Genomic DNA, 15,234 nt, shown 5'->3' on the forward strand with positions numbered 1-15,234 from the left:
CCAGCACTGAATTGTCTGTAGCTTAGCCTTTTGCCAGCAACGGGCGAAAGCTTTGCCGGTGTTGCAGCACAAGTTCGCAACAAATGTTGTGCAGAGTGCTTCGGCAGACAAATTGCCGGCCTGTTGAGGGCCTAACTCAGGTAGAATGCGCGCCCGGTTTTTGGAGAAGCTCATGACCCTGCTCAAATTCAGCGATGTGTCCCTTGCGTTCGGCGCTATGCCGTTGTTGGACAAGGTGTCCTGGCAGATCGCCCGTGGTGAGCGGGTGTGCATCATCGGCCGCAACGGCACTGGCAAGTCCAGCATGATGAAACTGGTCAAGGGCGACCAGAAGCCCGATGACGGCTCGGTGTGGCGTGCCCCCGGTCTGAAAATCGGCGAATTGCCGCAAGAATTGCCGGTGGCCGACGGGCGGACCGTGTTCGACGTGGTTGCCGAAGGCCTGGACGGTGTGGGCGCGTTGCTCGCCGAATACCATCACCTGAGCCAGAACATCGTCACCGACGCCGATCTGGACAAACTGATGCACGTCCAGCACGACCTCGAAGCCCGTGATGGCTGGCGCTTGCAGACCCTGGTCGACAGCACCCTGAGCCGCCTGCAACTGCCGGCCGACAAGACCCTCGCCGAGTTGTCCGGCGGCTGGCGTCGTCGCGTACTGCTGGCGCAGGCGCTGGTGTCCGAGCCGGATCTGCTGCTGCTCGACGAACCGACCAACCACCTGGACATCGGTGCAATTGCCTGGCTCGAAGAAGCGCTGAAGGATTTCCAGGGCGCCGTGCTGTTCATCACGCACGACCGTTCCTTCCTGCAAAACCTCGCCACGCGCATCCTCGAACTGGATCGCGGCGGCCTGATCGACTGGAACGGCGACTACGCCAGCTTCCTGGTGCATAAAGAAGCGGCGTTGGCCGCTGAAGAAACCGCCAACGCGCTGTTCGACAAGCGTCTGGCCCAGGAAGAAGTGTGGATCCGTCAGGGCATCAAGGCCCGTCGTACCCGTAACGAAGGCCGCGTGCGCGCCCTTAAAGCCCTGCGTGTTGAACGCAGCGAGCGTCGCGAACGCACCGGCAAGGCCAACATCCAGCTGGAAACCGCCGACAAGTCCGGCAAGCAAGTGATGGTGCTGGAAAATGTCAGCTTCCATCACCCGGACGGTCCGTTCCTGATCAAGGACTTCTCGATGGTCCTGCAGCGCGGCGACCGTATCGGTCTGCTGGGCGCCAACGGTACCGGCAAGACCACCTTGCTCAAGCTGATGCTTAACGGTCTGCAACCGACCAGCGGCAAAGTGGAAGAGGGCACCCGGATCGACGTGGCTTACTTCGACCAGTTGCGCCATCAGCTGGATCTGGAAAAGACCGTGATCGACAACGTCGCCGAAGGTCGCGATTTCATCGACATCGACGGTCAGAGCCGCCACGTGCTGAGCTACCTCGGCGACTTCCTGTTCAGCCCGCAGCGTGCGCGCACGCCGGTCAAGGCGCTGTCCGGGGGCGAGCGTGCGCGCTTGCTGTTGGCGAAACTGTTCAGCAAGCCGGCGAACCTGCTGGTACTCGACGAACCGACCAACGACCTCGACGTGGAAACCCTCGAGCTCCTCGAAGAAGTGTTGCTGACCTTCAACGGTACCGTGCTGATGGTCAGCCACGACCGGGCATTCCTCGACAACGTGGTCACCAGCACCCTGGTCTTCGAAGGTGAAGGCAAGGTGCGTGAATACGTCGGTGGCTACCAGGACTGGATCCGTCAGGGCGGCTCGCCGCGCCTGCTGGGCGTGACCGAGAGCAAATCGGGCAAGGCTGACCTGAATTCGGCGGTAGTCACCGCCGAGCCTGCTGTGGTTGCTCCCCCTGCAGCTGCTGCGCCAGCTGCCAAGAAGAAGCTGAGCTACAAGCTGCAGCGCGAGCTGGAAGCATTGCCGGGCGACATCGACGCCAAGGAACAGCAGATTGCGGCCGTCGAGGCTGAAATGGCCGAAGCCGGTTTCTATCAGCGTCCAGCGGCCGAAACAGCCAAGGTGATCGCTTCGCTGGAGCAGTTGCAGGCTGAGCTGGATGCACTGGTGGAGCGTTGGGCCGAGCTGGATGCCTGATTGATCCGGTGACAAAAAAGCCCGGCCTCATTTGCGTGAGGCCGGGCTTTTTGTAGCAGCTCCCGAAGGGTTAACGCTTGATCAGGTGCACCGCCAGCACATCGCAAGGTGCGCCGTGCAGGACGTCATTGGCGGTCGAGCCGAGCAACAGCGCCAGGCCATGGCGGCCATGGCTGCCGACCACGATCAGATCGCAATGGTTTTCCTTGGCGAAATGATGGATTTCCTGGCGTGGCTGGCCATAGGTCAGATGGCAGTTGGCGCCTTCGAGCTCGGTGTATTTGGCTTTCAGGCGCTCAAGGCGCTCCTTGGACTGATCGAACTGCTGTTGTTGCAGTTGTGACAGATCCATCGGTACATCGCCGCCGAATGCCATCGCCATCGGCTCGACGATATGCACCAGCGACAGCTTGGCGCCATTGCTCGCCGACAGCTCTCGGGCGCGGTGAATCACAGGGTCGCACTCTTCGGTCAGATCTACGGCGACCAGGATATGGTTGTAGGGCATGAGGTGCTCCTCGTGACGGTTCAATATTGTTAAGTATGGCTGGTTTCAAGCGCATTGGTTCCAAAGTGGCACAATGCGCTTACCTTAAGTCGGGAGTAGAGATATGACGGTCTGGTTGGTGGTGTCAATCCTGCTGGTGGTCCTGAGTCCACTGGCATGGTTGCGCCCATCGCGCGTGCAGAGCGGCCGAATGGCCCTGCGCATGGAAGCACGGCGTATCGGGCTGGCCATGCAGCTGGCGCCTCAGGAGTGGCCGCACTGGCTGTCTCAGGAGCCTCCCAGCCCCTGTGCGCAATACCATCGGCCGCGTCGTGGCAGTCAACCGGCGTGCTGGACTTACTGGCAGAAGTCGCCGGGGGTGTGGGTCAATCAATGGCAGGAGGTCTGCGAAGATCGGGCGCTGCTCAATCATTTCGAAAAATTGCCAGGCAACGTATTCAAGGTCGAGGCCGACAAGCAGATGATCGCCTTGTACTGGGGCGAGAAGGGCGAAGCCACGGTGTTGCAGGATATCGACGCGACGCTGAAAGCGCTGGCGTGACTCGCGGACTTTTCCCACTGCAATGGTGGGGAGGGTCCGGCAGACGAGCAATAAAAAGCCCGACATGATTCATCGGGCGGGGTGGCCAGGCAGGCCGGTAACTGTTTTTATCGCTGACTCGACATCATGCAGTCAGCGAATCTCCCTATAGTCCAGCCAGCGTAGCCTGTTAAACAAGGCTCGCAGTGAATTAGGGCGACTTTTCTAACTATTGATTCTATGAATGGCTTTGCATGCTGCGCCGTGTTGCGGCTCTGCGTGCGACGGAAGTGACCGCAAGGTCGCATTTCAACCCGTATTTTGGGCGATTGACAATTGTTGGAAATTCCGTGAAGGTGACGTACCCAAATCAAACGGGCGTATGAATTGAGCGTTTGTCTTACAGACTGCTCCTACAGAATCCCGACTATCGCGTTGGCGGGTGTGCCGGGTGGATTGGCGTCAGCATCGACGAAAAAGCGTCCTGCCGAGCCATTTACCTGCGTCCGACGTGTACTGTTCAGCTTCCATATCGTGGAGATCAGTTGATGATTTACGAAGGTAAAGCCATCACGGTTAAAGCTCTTGAAAGTGGCATCGTCGAATTGAAATTCGACCTCAAGGGTGAGTCCGTCAACAAGTTCAACCGTCTTACCCTGAACGAACTGCGTCAGGCCGTGGACACCATCAAGGCAGATGCTTCGATCAAGGGCGTGATCGTCAGCAGTGGCAAGGACGTATTCATCGTCGGCGCCGACATCACCGAATTTGTCGATAACTTCAAGCTGCCGGATGCCGAGCTGGTTGCTGGCAATCTCGAAGCCAACAAGATCTTCAGCGATTTCGAAGACCTCAACGTTCCGACCGTGGTCGCGATCAATGGCATCGCCCTGGGCGGCGGCCTGGAAATGTGCCTGGCAGCGGACTACCGCGTCATGTCGACCAAGGCCAAGATCGGCCTGCCGGAAGTCAAACTGGGCATCTACCCAGGCTTCGGCGGTACCGTGCGTCTGCCGCGCCTGATCGGCGTCGATAACGCCATCGAGTGGATTGCCTCCGGCAAGGAAAACCGTCCTGAAGACGCACTGAAAGTCAGCGCCGTCGACGCCGTGGTTGCTCCGGAGAAGCTGCAGGAAGCCGCGCTTGAACTGATCAAGCGCGCCATCTCCGGCGAGTTCGACTACAAGGCCAAGCGTCAGCCGAAGCTGGAAAAACTCAAGCTCAACGCCATTGAACAAATGATGGCTTTCGAAACCGCCAAAGGTTTCGTGGCCGGTCAGGCTGGCCCGAACTACCCGGCGCCGGTTGAAGCGATCAAGACCATCCAGAAAGCCGCGAACTTCGGTCGTGACAAGGCACTGGAAGTCGAAGCCGCCGGTTTCGTCAAACTGGCCAAGACTTCTGCTGCGCAGAGCTTGATCGGTCTGTTCCTGAACGATCAGGAACTGAAGAAAAAGGCCAAGGCCTACGACGAAATCGCCAAAGACGTGAAGCAGGCTGCCGTACTGGGCGCCGGCATCATGGGTGGCGGTATCGCCTATCAGTCGGCCTCCAAAGGTACGCCGATCCTGATGAAGGACATCAACGAGCACGGTATCGAGCAGGGCCTGGCCGAAGCCGCCAAGCTGCTGGTTGGCCGCGTTGACAAAGGCCGCATGACTGCCGCGAAAATGGCTGAAGTGCTCAACGGCATTCGTCCGACCCTGTCCTACGGCGACTTCGGTCACGTCGATCTGGTCGTTGAAGCCGTGGTCGAGAACCCGAAGGTCAAGCAAGCGGTGCTGGCTGAAGTCGAAGACAAGGTCAAAGAGGACACCATCCTCGCGTCCAACACGTCGACCATTTCCATCAGCCTGCTGGCCAAGGCCCTCAAGCGTCCGGAAAACTTCGTCGGCATGCACTTCTTCAACCCGGTGCACATGATGCCGCTGGTGGAAGTGATCCGTGGCGAGAAGTCCAGCGAGCTGGCGATTGCCACCACCGTTGCCTACGCCAAGAAAATGGGCAAGAACCCGATTGTCGTCAACGACTGCCCGGGCTTCCTGGTCAACCGCGTTCTGTTCCCGTACTTCGGCGGTTTCGCCAAACTGGTCAGCGCCGGTGTGGACTTCGTCCGTATCGACAAGGTCATGGAAAAATTCGGCTGGCCGATGGGCCCGGCATACCTGATGGACGTGGTCGGCATCGACACCGGTCACCACGGTCGTGACGTGATGGCTGAAGGTTTCCCGGATCGCATGAAAGATGACCGTCGCTCGGCCATCGACGTGCTGTACGAAGCCAAGCGTCTGGGGCAGAAGAACGGCAAGGGCTTCTACGCCTACGAAGCCGACAAGAAAGGCAAGCAGAAGAAGGTTGCCGATCCGTCGGTGCTGGAAGTGCTCAAGCCGATCGTTTACGAGCAGCGCGAAGTCACTGACGAAGACATCATCAACTGGATGATGATCCCGCTGTGCCTGGAAACCGTGCGTTGCCTGGAAGACGGCATCGTTGAAACCGCCGCCGAAGCCGACATGGGTCTGGTCTACGGTATCGGTTTCCCTCCATTCCGTGGCGGTGCACTGCGCTACATCGATTCGATCGGTGTTGCCGAGTTCGTTGCCCTGGCTGACCAGTACGCTGATTTGGGCGCGCTGTACCACCCGACCGCGAAGCTGCGCGAAATGGCCAAGAACGGCCAGAGCTTCTTCGGTTAAGCGCCCCCAACTAGAGTGAGAGTGAACTTATGAGCTTGAATCCTAGAGACGTCGTGATTGTCGACTTCGGTCGTACTCCGATGGGCCGCTCCAAGGGCGGCATGCACCGCAACACCCGCGCCGAAGACATGTCGGCGTACCTGATCAGCAAACTGCTGGAACGCAACGCCAAGGTCGATCCTGCTGAAGTCGAGGACGTGATCTGGGGCTGTGTGAACCAGACCCTGGAGCAGGGCTGGAACATCGCGCGGATGGCGTCGCTGATGACTCAGATCCCGCACACCTCGGCTGGCCAGACCGTCAGCCGTCTGTGTGGCTCGTCGATGAGTGCCCTGCACACTGCCGCGCAAGCGATCATGACCGGTAACGGTGACGTGTTCGTGGTTGGCGGCGTCGAGCATATGGGTCACGTGAGCATGATGCACGGTGTCGATCCGAACCCGCACATGTCGCTGTACGCGGCGAAAGCCTCGGGCATGATGGGCCTGACCGCGGAAATGCTGGGCAAAATGCACGGCATCACTCGCGAGCAGCAGGACGCTTTCGGCGTTCGCTCCCACCAGTTGGCCCACAAGGCAACCGTGGAAGGCAAGTTCAAAGACGAAATCATCCCGATGCAGGGCTACGACGAAAACGGCTTCCTGAAGCTGTTCGACTACGACGAAACCATTCGTCCGGAAACCACCCTGGAAAGTCTGGCGGCCCTCAAGCCTGCCTTCAATCCAAAGGGCGGCACCGTGACTGCCGGTACTTCGTCGCAGATCACCGATGGTGCTTCGTGCATGATCGTGATGTCGGCGCAGCGTGCGCAGGACCTGGGGATCCAGCCGATGGCCGTGATCCGTTCGATGGCAGTGGCGGGTGTGGATCCGGCGATCATGGGCTATGGTCCAGTGCCGGCGACACAAAAAGCCCTGAAGCGTGCGGGCCTTGGCATCAACGATATCGACTTCTTCGAGCTCAACGAAGCTTTCGCTGCACAGGCCCTGCCAGTGCTGAAAGATCTGAAAGTACTCGACAAGATGAACGAGAAGGTTAACCTGCACGGCGGCGCGATCGCCCTGGGTCACCCGTTCGGTTGTTCCGGTGCCCGTATCTCCGGCACTTTGCTGAACGTGATGAAGCAGAATAGCGGCACCTTCGGGGTGGCCACTATGTGCATTGGTCTCGGCCAAGGCATCTCCACCGTCTTCGAACGCGTTTAAGCGTCTCGTCGATGGAAGCCGGGGCCAAGTGCCCCGGTTTTTGTTTTTGTGGATTTATTTTTGTATTTATTTTGAAAAAATTTGAGTGAGGGCCGAAGCATGCCGATACAACCTGGGCTCTACCAACATTACAAAGGTCCGCAGTACCGCGTATTCAGTGTTGCGCGGCATTCCGAGACCGAAGAAGAAGTGGTCTTTTACCAAGCCCTGTATGGCGATTACGGCTTCTGGGTACGCCCTTTGAGCATGTTCGTCGAGTCGGTCGAGGTTGACGGCGATCAGGTGCCACGCTTTGCTTTGGTGCAAGCCGAACCGAGCCTTTTTTCCAAGGCATGAGGCGAGTGCGCACAGAACCCTGTGCTTGACCTCACCTTGTATCAACTATATATAGCGGTGCCGCGTCAGGCGCCAACCGCCTTTCACTTCTAGAATTCAGGAATTTTCTGATCCATGGGCAAATCGCTGGTCATTGTGGAATCCCCGGCTAAGGCCAAGACCATCAACAAGTATCTGGGCAACCAATACGTGGTGAAGTCGAGTATCGGCCATATCCGAGACCTGCCCACCAGCGGTTCGGCTAGCGCCAGCAAAGAGCCAGCCGCCAAGCGCGGCAAGGCTGCCGCGGGCGAAGGGCCGGTGCTCACGCCGAAAGAGAAAGCGCGCAAGCAGCTGGTCTCGCGTATGGGTGTCGATCCCGATCATGGCTGGAAAGCCCAGTACGAGATCCTCCCGGGCAAAGAGAAGGTCATCGAAGAGCTGCGCCGGCTCGCCAAGGATGCTGACACCATCTATCTCGCAACCGACTTGGATCGCGAGGGGGAAGCCATTGCCTGGCACCTGCGCGAAGCCATCGGTGGTGACGACAGCCGGTACAAGCGCGTGGTGTTCAACGAAATCACCAAGAAGGCGATTCAGGAAGCCTTCTCCGAGCCGGGCGAGCTGGACATTGATCGTGTGAATGCCCAGCAGGCGCGTCGTTTCCTCGACCGCGTTGTGGGCTACATGGTCTCGCCGCTGCTGTGGGCCAAGATCGCCCGTGGGCTGTCGGCCGGCCGGGTGCAATCGGTTGCCGTGAAACTGGTGGTCGAGCGTGAGCGCGAGATTCGTGCGTTCAACCCGGAAGAATACTGGGAAGTGCACGCCGACCTCGGCACTGCCAAAGGCTCGACCGTGCGTTTCGAAGTGGCACGGGAGAAGGGCGAAGCCTTCAAGCCGCTGAACGAAGCCCAGGCAACGGCAGCGCTGGAGAAGCTCAAGTCTTCCAGCTACAGCATCGTCAAGCGCGAAGACAAGCCGACCAGCAGCAAGCCGTCGGCACCGTTCATCACGTCCACCCTGCAACAGGCCGCGAGCAACCGCCTGGGCTTCGGCGTGAAGAAAACCATGATGATGGCCCAGCGTCTGTACGAAGCCGGCTACATCACTTATATGCGTACCGACTCGACCAACCTCTCGGCTGACGCCGTGACGATGGCGCGCACTTACATCGAAGACGAGTTCGGCAAGAAGTACCTGCCGGAAACGCCAAACGTCTACAGCAGCAAAGAAGGCGCACAAGAGGCTCACGAAGCGATTCGTCCTTCCGACGCCAACACCACGCCGAGCAAGCTGGCTGGCATGGAGCGTGACGCTGAGCGCCTCTACGAGCTGATCTGGCGCCAGTTCCTCGCTTGCCAGATGCTGCCGGCGCAATACCTGTCGACCACCGTCAGTGTCGCCGCTGGTGACTTCGAGCTGCGTGCCAAGGGCCGTATCCTCAAGTTCGACGGCTACACCCGCGTTATGCCGCAGATCGCCAAGCCTGGCGACGACGATGTTCTGCCGGACATGGCACAGGGCGACGTGATGAAGCTGATCAAGCTTGATCCGTCCCAGCACTTCACCAAGCCGCCGGCGCGTTACTCCGAAGCTAGCCTGGTCAAGGAAATGGAAAAACGTGGCATCGGTCGTCCCTCGACCTACGCCGCGATCATTTCGACCATCCAGGATCGCGGCTACGTGACCCTGCACAACCGTCGTTTCTACTCGGAAAAGATGGGTGACATCGTCACGGAGCGTCTGTCGGAGAGTTTCTCGAACCTCATGGACTACGGCTTCACCGCCGGCATGGAAGAGAACCTCGATGACGTGGCCCAGGGCGAGCGCGACTGGAAAAACGTGCTGGACGAGTTCTACGGCGACTTCAAGAAGAAACTCGAAGTGGCGGAGAATCCGGACAACGGCATGCGTGCCAACCAGCCGGTCATGACCGACATTCCGTGCACCACGTGCGGCCGTCCGATGCAGATTCGTACTGCGTCGACCGGCGTATTCCTTGGCTGCTCGGGCTACAGCCTGCCACCGAAAGAACGTTGCAAGGCCACCGTCAACCTGGTGCCGGGCGACGAGATCGCTGCGGACGACGAAGGTGAGTCGGAATCGCTGGTCCTGCGCGGCAAGCATCGCTGCCCGATCTGCAGCACGGCGATGGATGCCTACCTGCTCGACGAGAAGCGCAAGCTGCACATCTGCGGTAACAACCCGGATTGCGCCGGCTACGAAATCGAAGAGGGCAACTATCGCATCAAGGGCTACGAAGGCCCGAGCCTGGAATGCGACAAGTGCGGCAGCGAAATGCAGCTCAAGACTGGCCGTTTCGGCAAGTTCTTCGGTTGCACCAATCCGACCTGCAAGAACACCCGCAAGCTGCTGAAGAGCGGTGATGCGGCGCCGCCGAAGATGGACCCGGTGAAGATGCCTGAGCTCAAGTGCGAGAAGGTCAACGACACCTACATCCTGCGCGACGGTGCTTCTGGTCTGTTCCTGGCGGCCAGCCAATTCCCGAAAAACCGCGAGACCCGTGCGCCGCTGGTGATCGAGATTTTGCCGCACAAGGACGAGATCGATCCGAAGTACCACTTCCTGTGCGAAGCGCCGCAGAAGGATCCTGATGGTCTGCCAGCGGTGATTCGCTACAGCCGCAAGACCAAGGAGCAATACGTGCAGACCGAGGTCGACGGTAAGCCTACCGGCTGGAAAGCGTTCTACGACGGTGGCAAGTGGACCGTTGAAGACAAACGCACGAAGGCCAAGGCTGAGTAAGCGCTAGTCCGATACACAAAAGGCCGCATGATGACCCTCGGGTTTTCATGCGGCCTTTTGGTTTTGTGCTTGCGGTGGGATCGGCTGATCCATGACACTGTCCGGCCTGTGTGACGCAATTATTTCGCTGTGGAGACTGCCGGCATGGCGCACGAACTCTATACCCGCACCAATCAGAAGATCTATTTCGCCGGCCTGTCGCTGGAAGCTCTGGCTCGAGCCGAAGAAGGGCGGGCGATGAACGCGTTGGCGTTGATTCAGGCTGGACGTGAATCGGCGTTATTCCACCTCTACGGCGCGCTTCTGGGGCTGTGCCATGAGATCGCCGGTTTCTACCGTCTGCCTCAGGCCAATGCGTCGCGGGCAGAAGCGCTGCTGACTCGCGAAGTTCTGGAATCGATTGCGATCCCCGAGTTGGCCGAGATGATCGAACTGGCCGGCAATCCTGAAACCTGGCTGGCCAAACTGCTGGCGGCGCATTCGGCGATGTTCCAGCCGCCACGGGTGCCACACAAGCCTAAGGGCGATGTGACGCAGCCGTTGATTCAGGCCGTTAATCTGGATGAAGAGCAGGCGCCGCAGGAGCTGACTCGCGAAGAGCTGGAGACCTGGCGGCAGAACCTCAAAGGTCTGGCCATCCGTTTTCGCGAAGGCTTGAACGAATGCTGAGGACAATTGATACGGTGGCAATCTGAAACATGCTGCTGGTCAAGATCCCGAGCGAAGCCCGAATGATGTCTATATAATCCCTGCCTTTCGTGGAGAACAGACCTATATGCCAACGTCCTTTCTAGAAATTGTCGAGTTACCAGACGGCCGAATCGAACTGCGCAGGGCTGAGGACGAGGGTTCTCTGGTGACGCTGGATTTCTCCGAGGATGCCAAAGCGTTCCTGCAAGGCCAGCACGTGGAAATCGCCAAGGCGATGTTGAGCGTCGGCGTGCAGATGGCCGGTCGTATGGTTGAAGGCGAATTTGATAAGGAAGAGGGGCCGCGGGTTCTTCACTGATTCCCGCTGCTTTCTGCGTTTGCCGATACCGCATCAAGTCGGCTTCTCTGTCCCTGGAGAAGCCCTGCGCTTCACACAGCGCGCGTTACAAGTGAATCAACCCAATCGAATGTTCAGGCTCTGAGCGTCGCCCGTGCGGGCAGCGCTGATCAGCTGTTGCCGTGAGCCGCTGTTCAGCGGGTTAAGCCAGGTCACGACTGTGTGGCTGCGACCCAGGCGCAGTGCTTCGCAGGCCAGTTGCTGAGCGCTTTGCGTGCCCCGTGGCTGCAGCAGCAGGATGCGCTCACGGTTCAGGCCGGCCTCGCGCAGCCAAGTCTGGGTCAGGCTGGCAGGAGGGGCAATCAGTGTGAGCCATCGCGCATCCTGATCCTCGCTCAGTTCGCGAAGGATCGGGGCAAGCAGGTTCAGGCAGTTCCCCGCCGCACCGCGCAGAGACAGCTCACTGAATACTTCCGGTTCGGCATTCCAGGGGCGCTCGACCACTTCCTTCAGGATCGGCGCCATCGGTTGTGCCAGAAACGCTTCGAATAAAGGCAGTTGTGTTTGCTGAGGTGCGTGTGGGAACTGCATAAAGCCTCCTTTAGCGGCGAATTACGCCGACACTCAAGCCTTCGATCACCAGTTCCTGATCTTTCAGGTCGACTTCGATAGGGGCGAACTCAGGGTTTTCGGCAATCAGCCAGACTTTGCTGCCTTCGCGCTTGAAGCGCTTGACGGTCACTTCGTCGCCGATGCGTGCAACCACGACCTGGCCATTGCGGGCCTCGCGGGTGGTATGCACCGCCAGCAGGTCGCCGTCGAAAATGCCGATGTCCTTCATGCTCATGCCGTGCACGCGCAGCAGGTAATCGGCGCGCGGATGGAAGAAGGTCGGGTTGATGTTGCAGGACTCTTCGATGTGCTGCTGGGCGAGGATCGGCGCGCCGGCAGCAACCCGGCCAATGATCGGCAGGGTGGAGTCGTCGGGCTTGGCTTCGAAGCCGGGGATGCGGATGCCGCGAGAGGCGCCCGGGGTCATCTCGATGGCACCTTTGCGGGCGAGGGCCTTGAGGTGTTCTTCAGCCGCGTTGGGCGACTTGAAACCCAGTTCCTGAGCGATTTCCGCGCGGGTTGGCGGGTAGCCGTTGTCTTCGAGGCAGCGTTTGATAAAGGCCAGAATCTCGGCTTGGCGTGGCGTCAGCTTTAGCATATTGATCGCTCTGTCTTTTTATACAGTGACTGGGATTATATACAGTGAAGCGGTCTTGGCAATGCCCGTTTTTTTGCAGGCCGCCGGACGGTCGGCAGCGGTGCTTATTAATGCGTCGGGCGAGTGTGGTTAAATAGCTGACCGACCATTCCCAAAACGAACTGGCAGGCTTGACAAGGCACAGGCTGAAACGTATGTTTCAAACAAGTGTTTGTCAGGCGGAGTAGCCATGGCCCAGTCGGAAACCGTTGAACGCATTCTTGATGCTGCCGAGCAGTTGTTCGCGGAGAAAGGTTTCGCCGAAACCTCGTTGCGTTTGATCACCAGCAAGGCCGGCGTCAACCTGGCGGCGGTGAACTATCATTTCGGCTCCAAGAAAGCCCTGATCCAGGCGGTTTTCTCGCGCTTCCTCGGGCCGTTCTGCATCAGCCTCGACAAAGAGCTGGAGCGGCGTCAGGCCAAGCCGGAAAACAAGCCGACGCTCGAAGAGCTGCTGGAAATCCTCGTTGAGCAGGCGCTGGTGGTCCAGCCGCGCAGCGGCAACGACCTGTCAATCTTCATGCGCTTGCTCGGCCTGGCGTTCAGCCAGAGTCAGGGTCACCTGCGTCGCTACCTGGAAGACATGTACGGCAAGGTGTTCCGCCGCTACATGCTGCTGGTCAATGAGGCCGCACCGCGGATTCCACCGATCGAGCTGTTCTGGCGCGTGCACTTCATGCTCGGTGCTGCGGCGTTCAGCATGTCGGGGATCAAAGCCTTGCGCGCAATTGCCGAGACCGATTTCGGCGTCAACACCTCGATCGAGCAGGTGATGCGCCTGATGGTGCCGTTCCTTGCAGCCGGCATGCGTGCCGAGACCGGTGTTACCGACTCAGCCATGGCGACTGCGCAACTGCGTCCGCGCAGCAAGTCGACCCCGGTGGCCGCCAAGGTTTAACCGCACACGGGTGGGCGCGGCAGTTTACATCCGCTAAGCTAGCCGCCCATGCCGACTCTCGTTTTGAACCCGTTCCCCATGACCATCGCCAACCTGCCGGGCATCGCCCTCGGTGGTGATGCCGTGCGGAGCGGGTTTTTCGTTTTCAAGGAATCTCTATGACTGCTGGCCTGCAAGGCTCGTTGATGGTGGACGTCGCCGGTACATGGCTGACGGCCGAGGATCGCCAATTGTTGCGCCAGCCCGAAGTGGGTGGCCTGATCATTTTTGCCCGCAACATCGAGCATCCGCGCCAGGTGCGGGAACTGAGCGCCGCGATCCGCGCGATTCGCCCGGATCTGTTGCTCGCGGTGGATCAGGAGGGCGGTCGTGTGCAGCGCTTGCGCCAGGGCTTCGTGCGCCTGCCGGCAATGCGTGCCATCGCTGACAATCCGAATGCCGAATACCTCGCCGAGCAGTGCGGCTGGATCATGGCCACCGAAGTGCTGGCGGTTGGCCTCGACCTGAGTTTCGCCCCGGTGCTGGACCTGGATTACCAGCGCAGCGCCGTAGTCGGCACCCGTTCGTTCGAAGGGGACCCCGAGCGCGCCGCATTGCTCGCCGGGGCGTTCATTCGCGGCATGAACAGCGCCGGCATGGCTGCCACCGGCAAGCATTTTCCCGGTCACGGTTGGGCCGAAGCCGACTCTCACGTCGCGATCCCGAACGATGAACGCAGCCTGGACGAGATCCGCGCCAACGATCTCGTGCCCTTCGCCAGACTCAGCAAACAGCTCGCTGCCGTCATGCCGGCGCACGTTATCTACCCGCAAGTCGATTCGCAGCCGGCCGGATTCTCCCGTCGCTGGTTGCAGGACATCCTGCGCGGCGAGTTGCAGTTTGACGGCGTGATCTTCAGCGACGACCTGTCGATGGCCGGCGCCCACGTGGTCGGCGATGCCGCCAGCCGTATCGAGGCCGCGCTCAGTGCCGGTTGCGACATGGGCCTGGTGTGCAACGACCGTGCAGCGGCGGAACTGGCCCTGAGCGCTGCGCAGCGGATGAAGGTCAAGCCGTCCGCGCGTATTGCGCGGATGCGCGGACAGGCCTTCGCCAGCACCGACTACCGTCAGGATCCGCGTTGGCTCACCGCCATCGGCGCGCTCAAAGACGCTCAATTGATCGATTAAGGACTCATTCGTTATGACGGTTTACGCAATCATCGGTGGCACCGGCCTGACCCAGCTTGAAGGCTTGAGCATTCGCCAGTCCCTGGCGGTGGATACGCCTTATGGTGCGCCGTCGGCCGAAGTGCAGATTGGCGAGTACGCCGGCAAGGAAGTGCTGTTCCTCGCCCGTCACGGCCATCCGCACCGCTTCCCGCCGCACAAGGTCAACTACCGCGCCAACCTGTGGGCGCTGAAGCAGGCCGGCGCCGAGGCGATCATCGCGGTCAACGCAGTGGGTGGGATTCACCCGGCCATGGGCACCGGACATTTCTGTGTGCCGCATCAGATCGTCGACTACACCAGCGGTCGCGAACACACGTTTTTCGCCGATGATCTGGAGCATGTCACCCACATCGATTTCAGCTTTCCCTACAGCGAGCCGCTGCGTCAGCAGTTGATCGCCGCGCTGGCTGCCGAAGGCTGCGAATACAGCGATCAAGGCGTTTACGCCTGTACTCAGGGCCCGCGTCTGGAAACCGTGGCGGAGATCGTGCGTCTGGAACGTGACGGCTGCGACATCGTTGGCATGACCGGCATGCCGGAAGCAGCACTGGCTCGCGAGCTGGATCTGGATTATGCGTGTCTGTCGCTGGTGGTGAACCCGGCAGCGGGCAAGACCACGGCGGTGATCACCATGGCCGAGATCGAGCAGGCGCTGCATGACGGGATGGGTAAGGTGAAATCGACGTTGGCGCGGGTGCTCAAGGGCTGAGGCTGGCTTCAGACCGAGTTGACCCATTCGCGAGCAGGCTCGCTCCCACACTGGATCTGTGGCAATCACAAATC

The 15,234-nt window shown here is 59.8% G+C and carries 14 protein-coding genes; 11 read left to right on the forward strand and 3 right to left on the reverse strand.

The annotated features are described in order from the left end of the window. Positions 1–172 precede the first annotated feature (172 nt). Positions 173–2,095, forward strand: coding sequence for an ATP-binding cassette domain-containing protein (locus tag HBN98_RS23345; protein ID WP_083368380.1), 1,923 nt, complete (start codon positions 173–175; stop codon positions 2,093–2,095). A 70-nt stretch (positions 2,096–2,165) separates the two neighbouring features. Here HBN98_RS23345 and HBN98_RS23350 read toward each other — a convergent pair whose 3' ends face one another. Next, positions 2,166–2,603, reverse strand: a complete 438-nt coding sequence (locus HBN98_RS23350; RefSeq protein ID WP_064588439.1) for a universal stress protein — start codon at positions 2,601–2,603, stop codon at positions 2,166–2,168. Positions 2,604–2,706: 103 nt separating this feature from the next. Here HBN98_RS23350 and HBN98_RS23355 point away from each other — a divergent pair, with 103 nt between their 5' ends. From HBN98_RS23355 to HBN98_RS23385, 7 genes are all read left to right on the forward strand, one after another. Then, positions 2,707–3,144: a hypothetical protein gene (locus HBN98_RS23355; RefSeq protein WP_025111052.1), complete on the forward strand. Its 438-nt coding sequence runs from the start codon at positions 2,707–2,709 to the stop codon at positions 3,142–3,144. Between the two features lie 527 nt (positions 3,145–3,671). Beyond that, on the forward strand, positions 3,672–5,819 hold the full coding sequence (gene fadB, locus HBN98_RS23360) for a fatty acid oxidation complex subunit alpha FadB (protein ID WP_064588438.1): 2,148 nt from the start codon (positions 3,672–3,674) through the stop codon (positions 5,817–5,819). Between the two features lie 29 nt (positions 5,820–5,848). After that, positions 5,849–7,024 (forward strand): acetyl-CoA C-acyltransferase FadA, encoded by a 1,176-nt coding sequence (gene fadA, locus HBN98_RS23365; protein WP_064588437.1) that lies wholly within the window; start codon positions 5,849–5,851, stop codon positions 7,022–7,024. 99 nt (positions 7,025–7,123) lie between these two features. Further along, on the forward strand, positions 7,124–7,360 hold the full coding sequence (locus HBN98_RS23370) for a DUF1653 domain-containing protein (RefSeq protein ID WP_083368381.1): 237 nt from the start codon (positions 7,124–7,126) through the stop codon (positions 7,358–7,360). A gap of 114 nt (positions 7,361–7,474) precedes the next feature. Beyond that, entirely contained in the window at positions 7,475–10,105 is a 2,631-nt protein-coding gene (gene topA / locus HBN98_RS23375; RefSeq protein WP_064588436.1) for a type I DNA topoisomerase, read from the forward strand. A gap of 144 nt (positions 10,106–10,249) precedes the next feature. After that, positions 10,250–10,774, forward strand: a complete 525-nt coding sequence (locus tag HBN98_RS23380) for a DUF6586 family protein (protein ID WP_064588435.1) — start codon at positions 10,250–10,252, stop codon at positions 10,772–10,774. Positions 10,775–10,880: 106 nt separating this feature from the next. Further along, a complete protein-coding gene (locus HBN98_RS23385) occupies positions 10,881–11,114 on the forward strand; it encodes a hypothetical protein (protein ID WP_003226592.1) in 234 nt (77 codons plus the stop codon). Between the two features lie 96 nt (positions 11,115–11,210). Here HBN98_RS23385 and sulA read toward each other — a convergent pair whose 3' ends face one another. Both sulA and lexA read right to left on the reverse strand, forming a co-directional pair. Continuing rightward, positions 11,211–11,684: an SOS-induced cell division inhibitor SulA gene (gene sulA / locus HBN98_RS23390; RefSeq protein ID WP_064588434.1), complete on the reverse strand. Its 474-nt coding sequence runs from the start codon at positions 11,682–11,684 to the stop codon at positions 11,211–11,213. A gap of 10 nt (positions 11,685–11,694) precedes the next feature. Beyond that, positions 11,695–12,303, reverse strand: a complete 609-nt coding sequence (gene lexA, locus HBN98_RS23395; protein ID WP_064588433.1) for a transcriptional repressor LexA — start codon at positions 12,301–12,303, stop codon at positions 11,695–11,697. Positions 12,304–12,532: 229 nt separating this feature from the next. Here lexA and HBN98_RS23400 point away from each other — a divergent pair, with 229 nt between their 5' ends. From HBN98_RS23400 to HBN98_RS23410, 3 genes are all read left to right on the forward strand, one after another. Continuing rightward, a complete protein-coding gene (locus HBN98_RS23400) occupies positions 12,533–13,240 on the forward strand; it encodes a TetR/AcrR family transcriptional regulator (RefSeq protein ID WP_064588432.1) in 708 nt (235 codons plus the stop codon). 158 nt (positions 13,241–13,398) lie between these two features. Continuing rightward, positions 13,399–14,409, forward strand: a complete 1,011-nt coding sequence (nagZ, locus tag HBN98_RS23405; protein ID WP_025111059.1) for a beta-N-acetylhexosaminidase — start codon at positions 13,399–13,401, stop codon at positions 14,407–14,409. Positions 14,410–14,422: 13 nt separating this feature from the next. Then, entirely contained in the window at positions 14,423–15,160 is a 738-nt protein-coding gene (locus HBN98_RS23410; RefSeq protein ID WP_047600129.1) for an S-methyl-5'-thioinosine phosphorylase, read from the forward strand. Positions 15,161–15,234: the final 74 nt, after the last annotated feature.

This window comes from Pseudomonas koreensis (genome assembly GCF_012986595.1).
GTDB lineage: Bacteria > Pseudomonadota > Gammaproteobacteria > Pseudomonadales > Pseudomonadaceae > Aquipseudomonas > Aquipseudomonas koreensis.

What these genes read in the sequence shown, in the direction of transcription:
- HBN98_RS23345 (WP_083368380.1), top strand. Translation starts at nt 173, where the DNA reads ATGACCCTGCTCAAATTCAGCGATGTGTCCCTTGCGTTCGGCGCTATG.
- sulA (WP_064588434.1), bottom strand. Translation starts at nt 11,684, where the DNA reads ATGCAGTTCCCACACGCACCTCAGCAAACACAACTGCCTTTATTCGAA.
- HBN98_RS23385 (WP_003226592.1), top strand. Translation starts at nt 10,881, where the DNA reads ATGCCAACGTCCTTTCTAGAAATTGTCGAGTTACCAGACGGCCGAATC.
- fadA (WP_064588437.1), top strand. Translation starts at nt 5,849, where the DNA reads ATGAGCTTGAATCCTAGAGACGTCGTGATTGTCGACTTCGGTCGTACT.
- fadB (WP_064588438.1), top strand. Translation starts at nt 3,672, where the DNA reads ATGATTTACGAAGGTAAAGCCATCACGGTTAAAGCTCTTGAAAGTGGC.
- HBN98_RS23410 (WP_047600129.1), top strand. Translation starts at nt 14,423, where the DNA reads ATGACGGTTTACGCAATCATCGGTGGCACCGGCCTGACCCAGCTTGAA.
- HBN98_RS23350 (WP_064588439.1), bottom strand. Translation starts at nt 2,603, where the DNA reads ATGCCCTACAACCATATCCTGGTCGCCGTAGATCTGACCGAAGAGTGC.
- topA (WP_064588436.1), top strand. Translation starts at nt 7,475, where the DNA reads ATGGGCAAATCGCTGGTCATTGTGGAATCCCCGGCTAAGGCCAAGACC.
- nagZ (WP_025111059.1), top strand. Translation starts at nt 13,399, where the DNA reads ATGACTGCTGGCCTGCAAGGCTCGTTGATGGTGGACGTCGCCGGTACA.
- HBN98_RS23400 (WP_064588432.1), top strand. Translation starts at nt 12,533, where the DNA reads ATGGCCCAGTCGGAAACCGTTGAACGCATTCTTGATGCTGCCGAGCAG.
- lexA (WP_064588433.1), bottom strand. Translation starts at nt 12,303, where the DNA reads ATGCTAAAGCTGACGCCACGCCAAGCCGAGATTCTGGCCTTTATCAAA.
- HBN98_RS23370 (WP_083368381.1), top strand. Translation starts at nt 7,124, where the DNA reads ATGCCGATACAACCTGGGCTCTACCAACATTACAAAGGTCCGCAGTAC.
- HBN98_RS23355 (WP_025111052.1), top strand. Translation starts at nt 2,707, where the DNA reads ATGACGGTCTGGTTGGTGGTGTCAATCCTGCTGGTGGTCCTGAGTCCA.
- HBN98_RS23380 (WP_064588435.1), top strand. Translation starts at nt 10,250, where the DNA reads ATGGCGCACGAACTCTATACCCGCACCAATCAGAAGATCTATTTCGCC.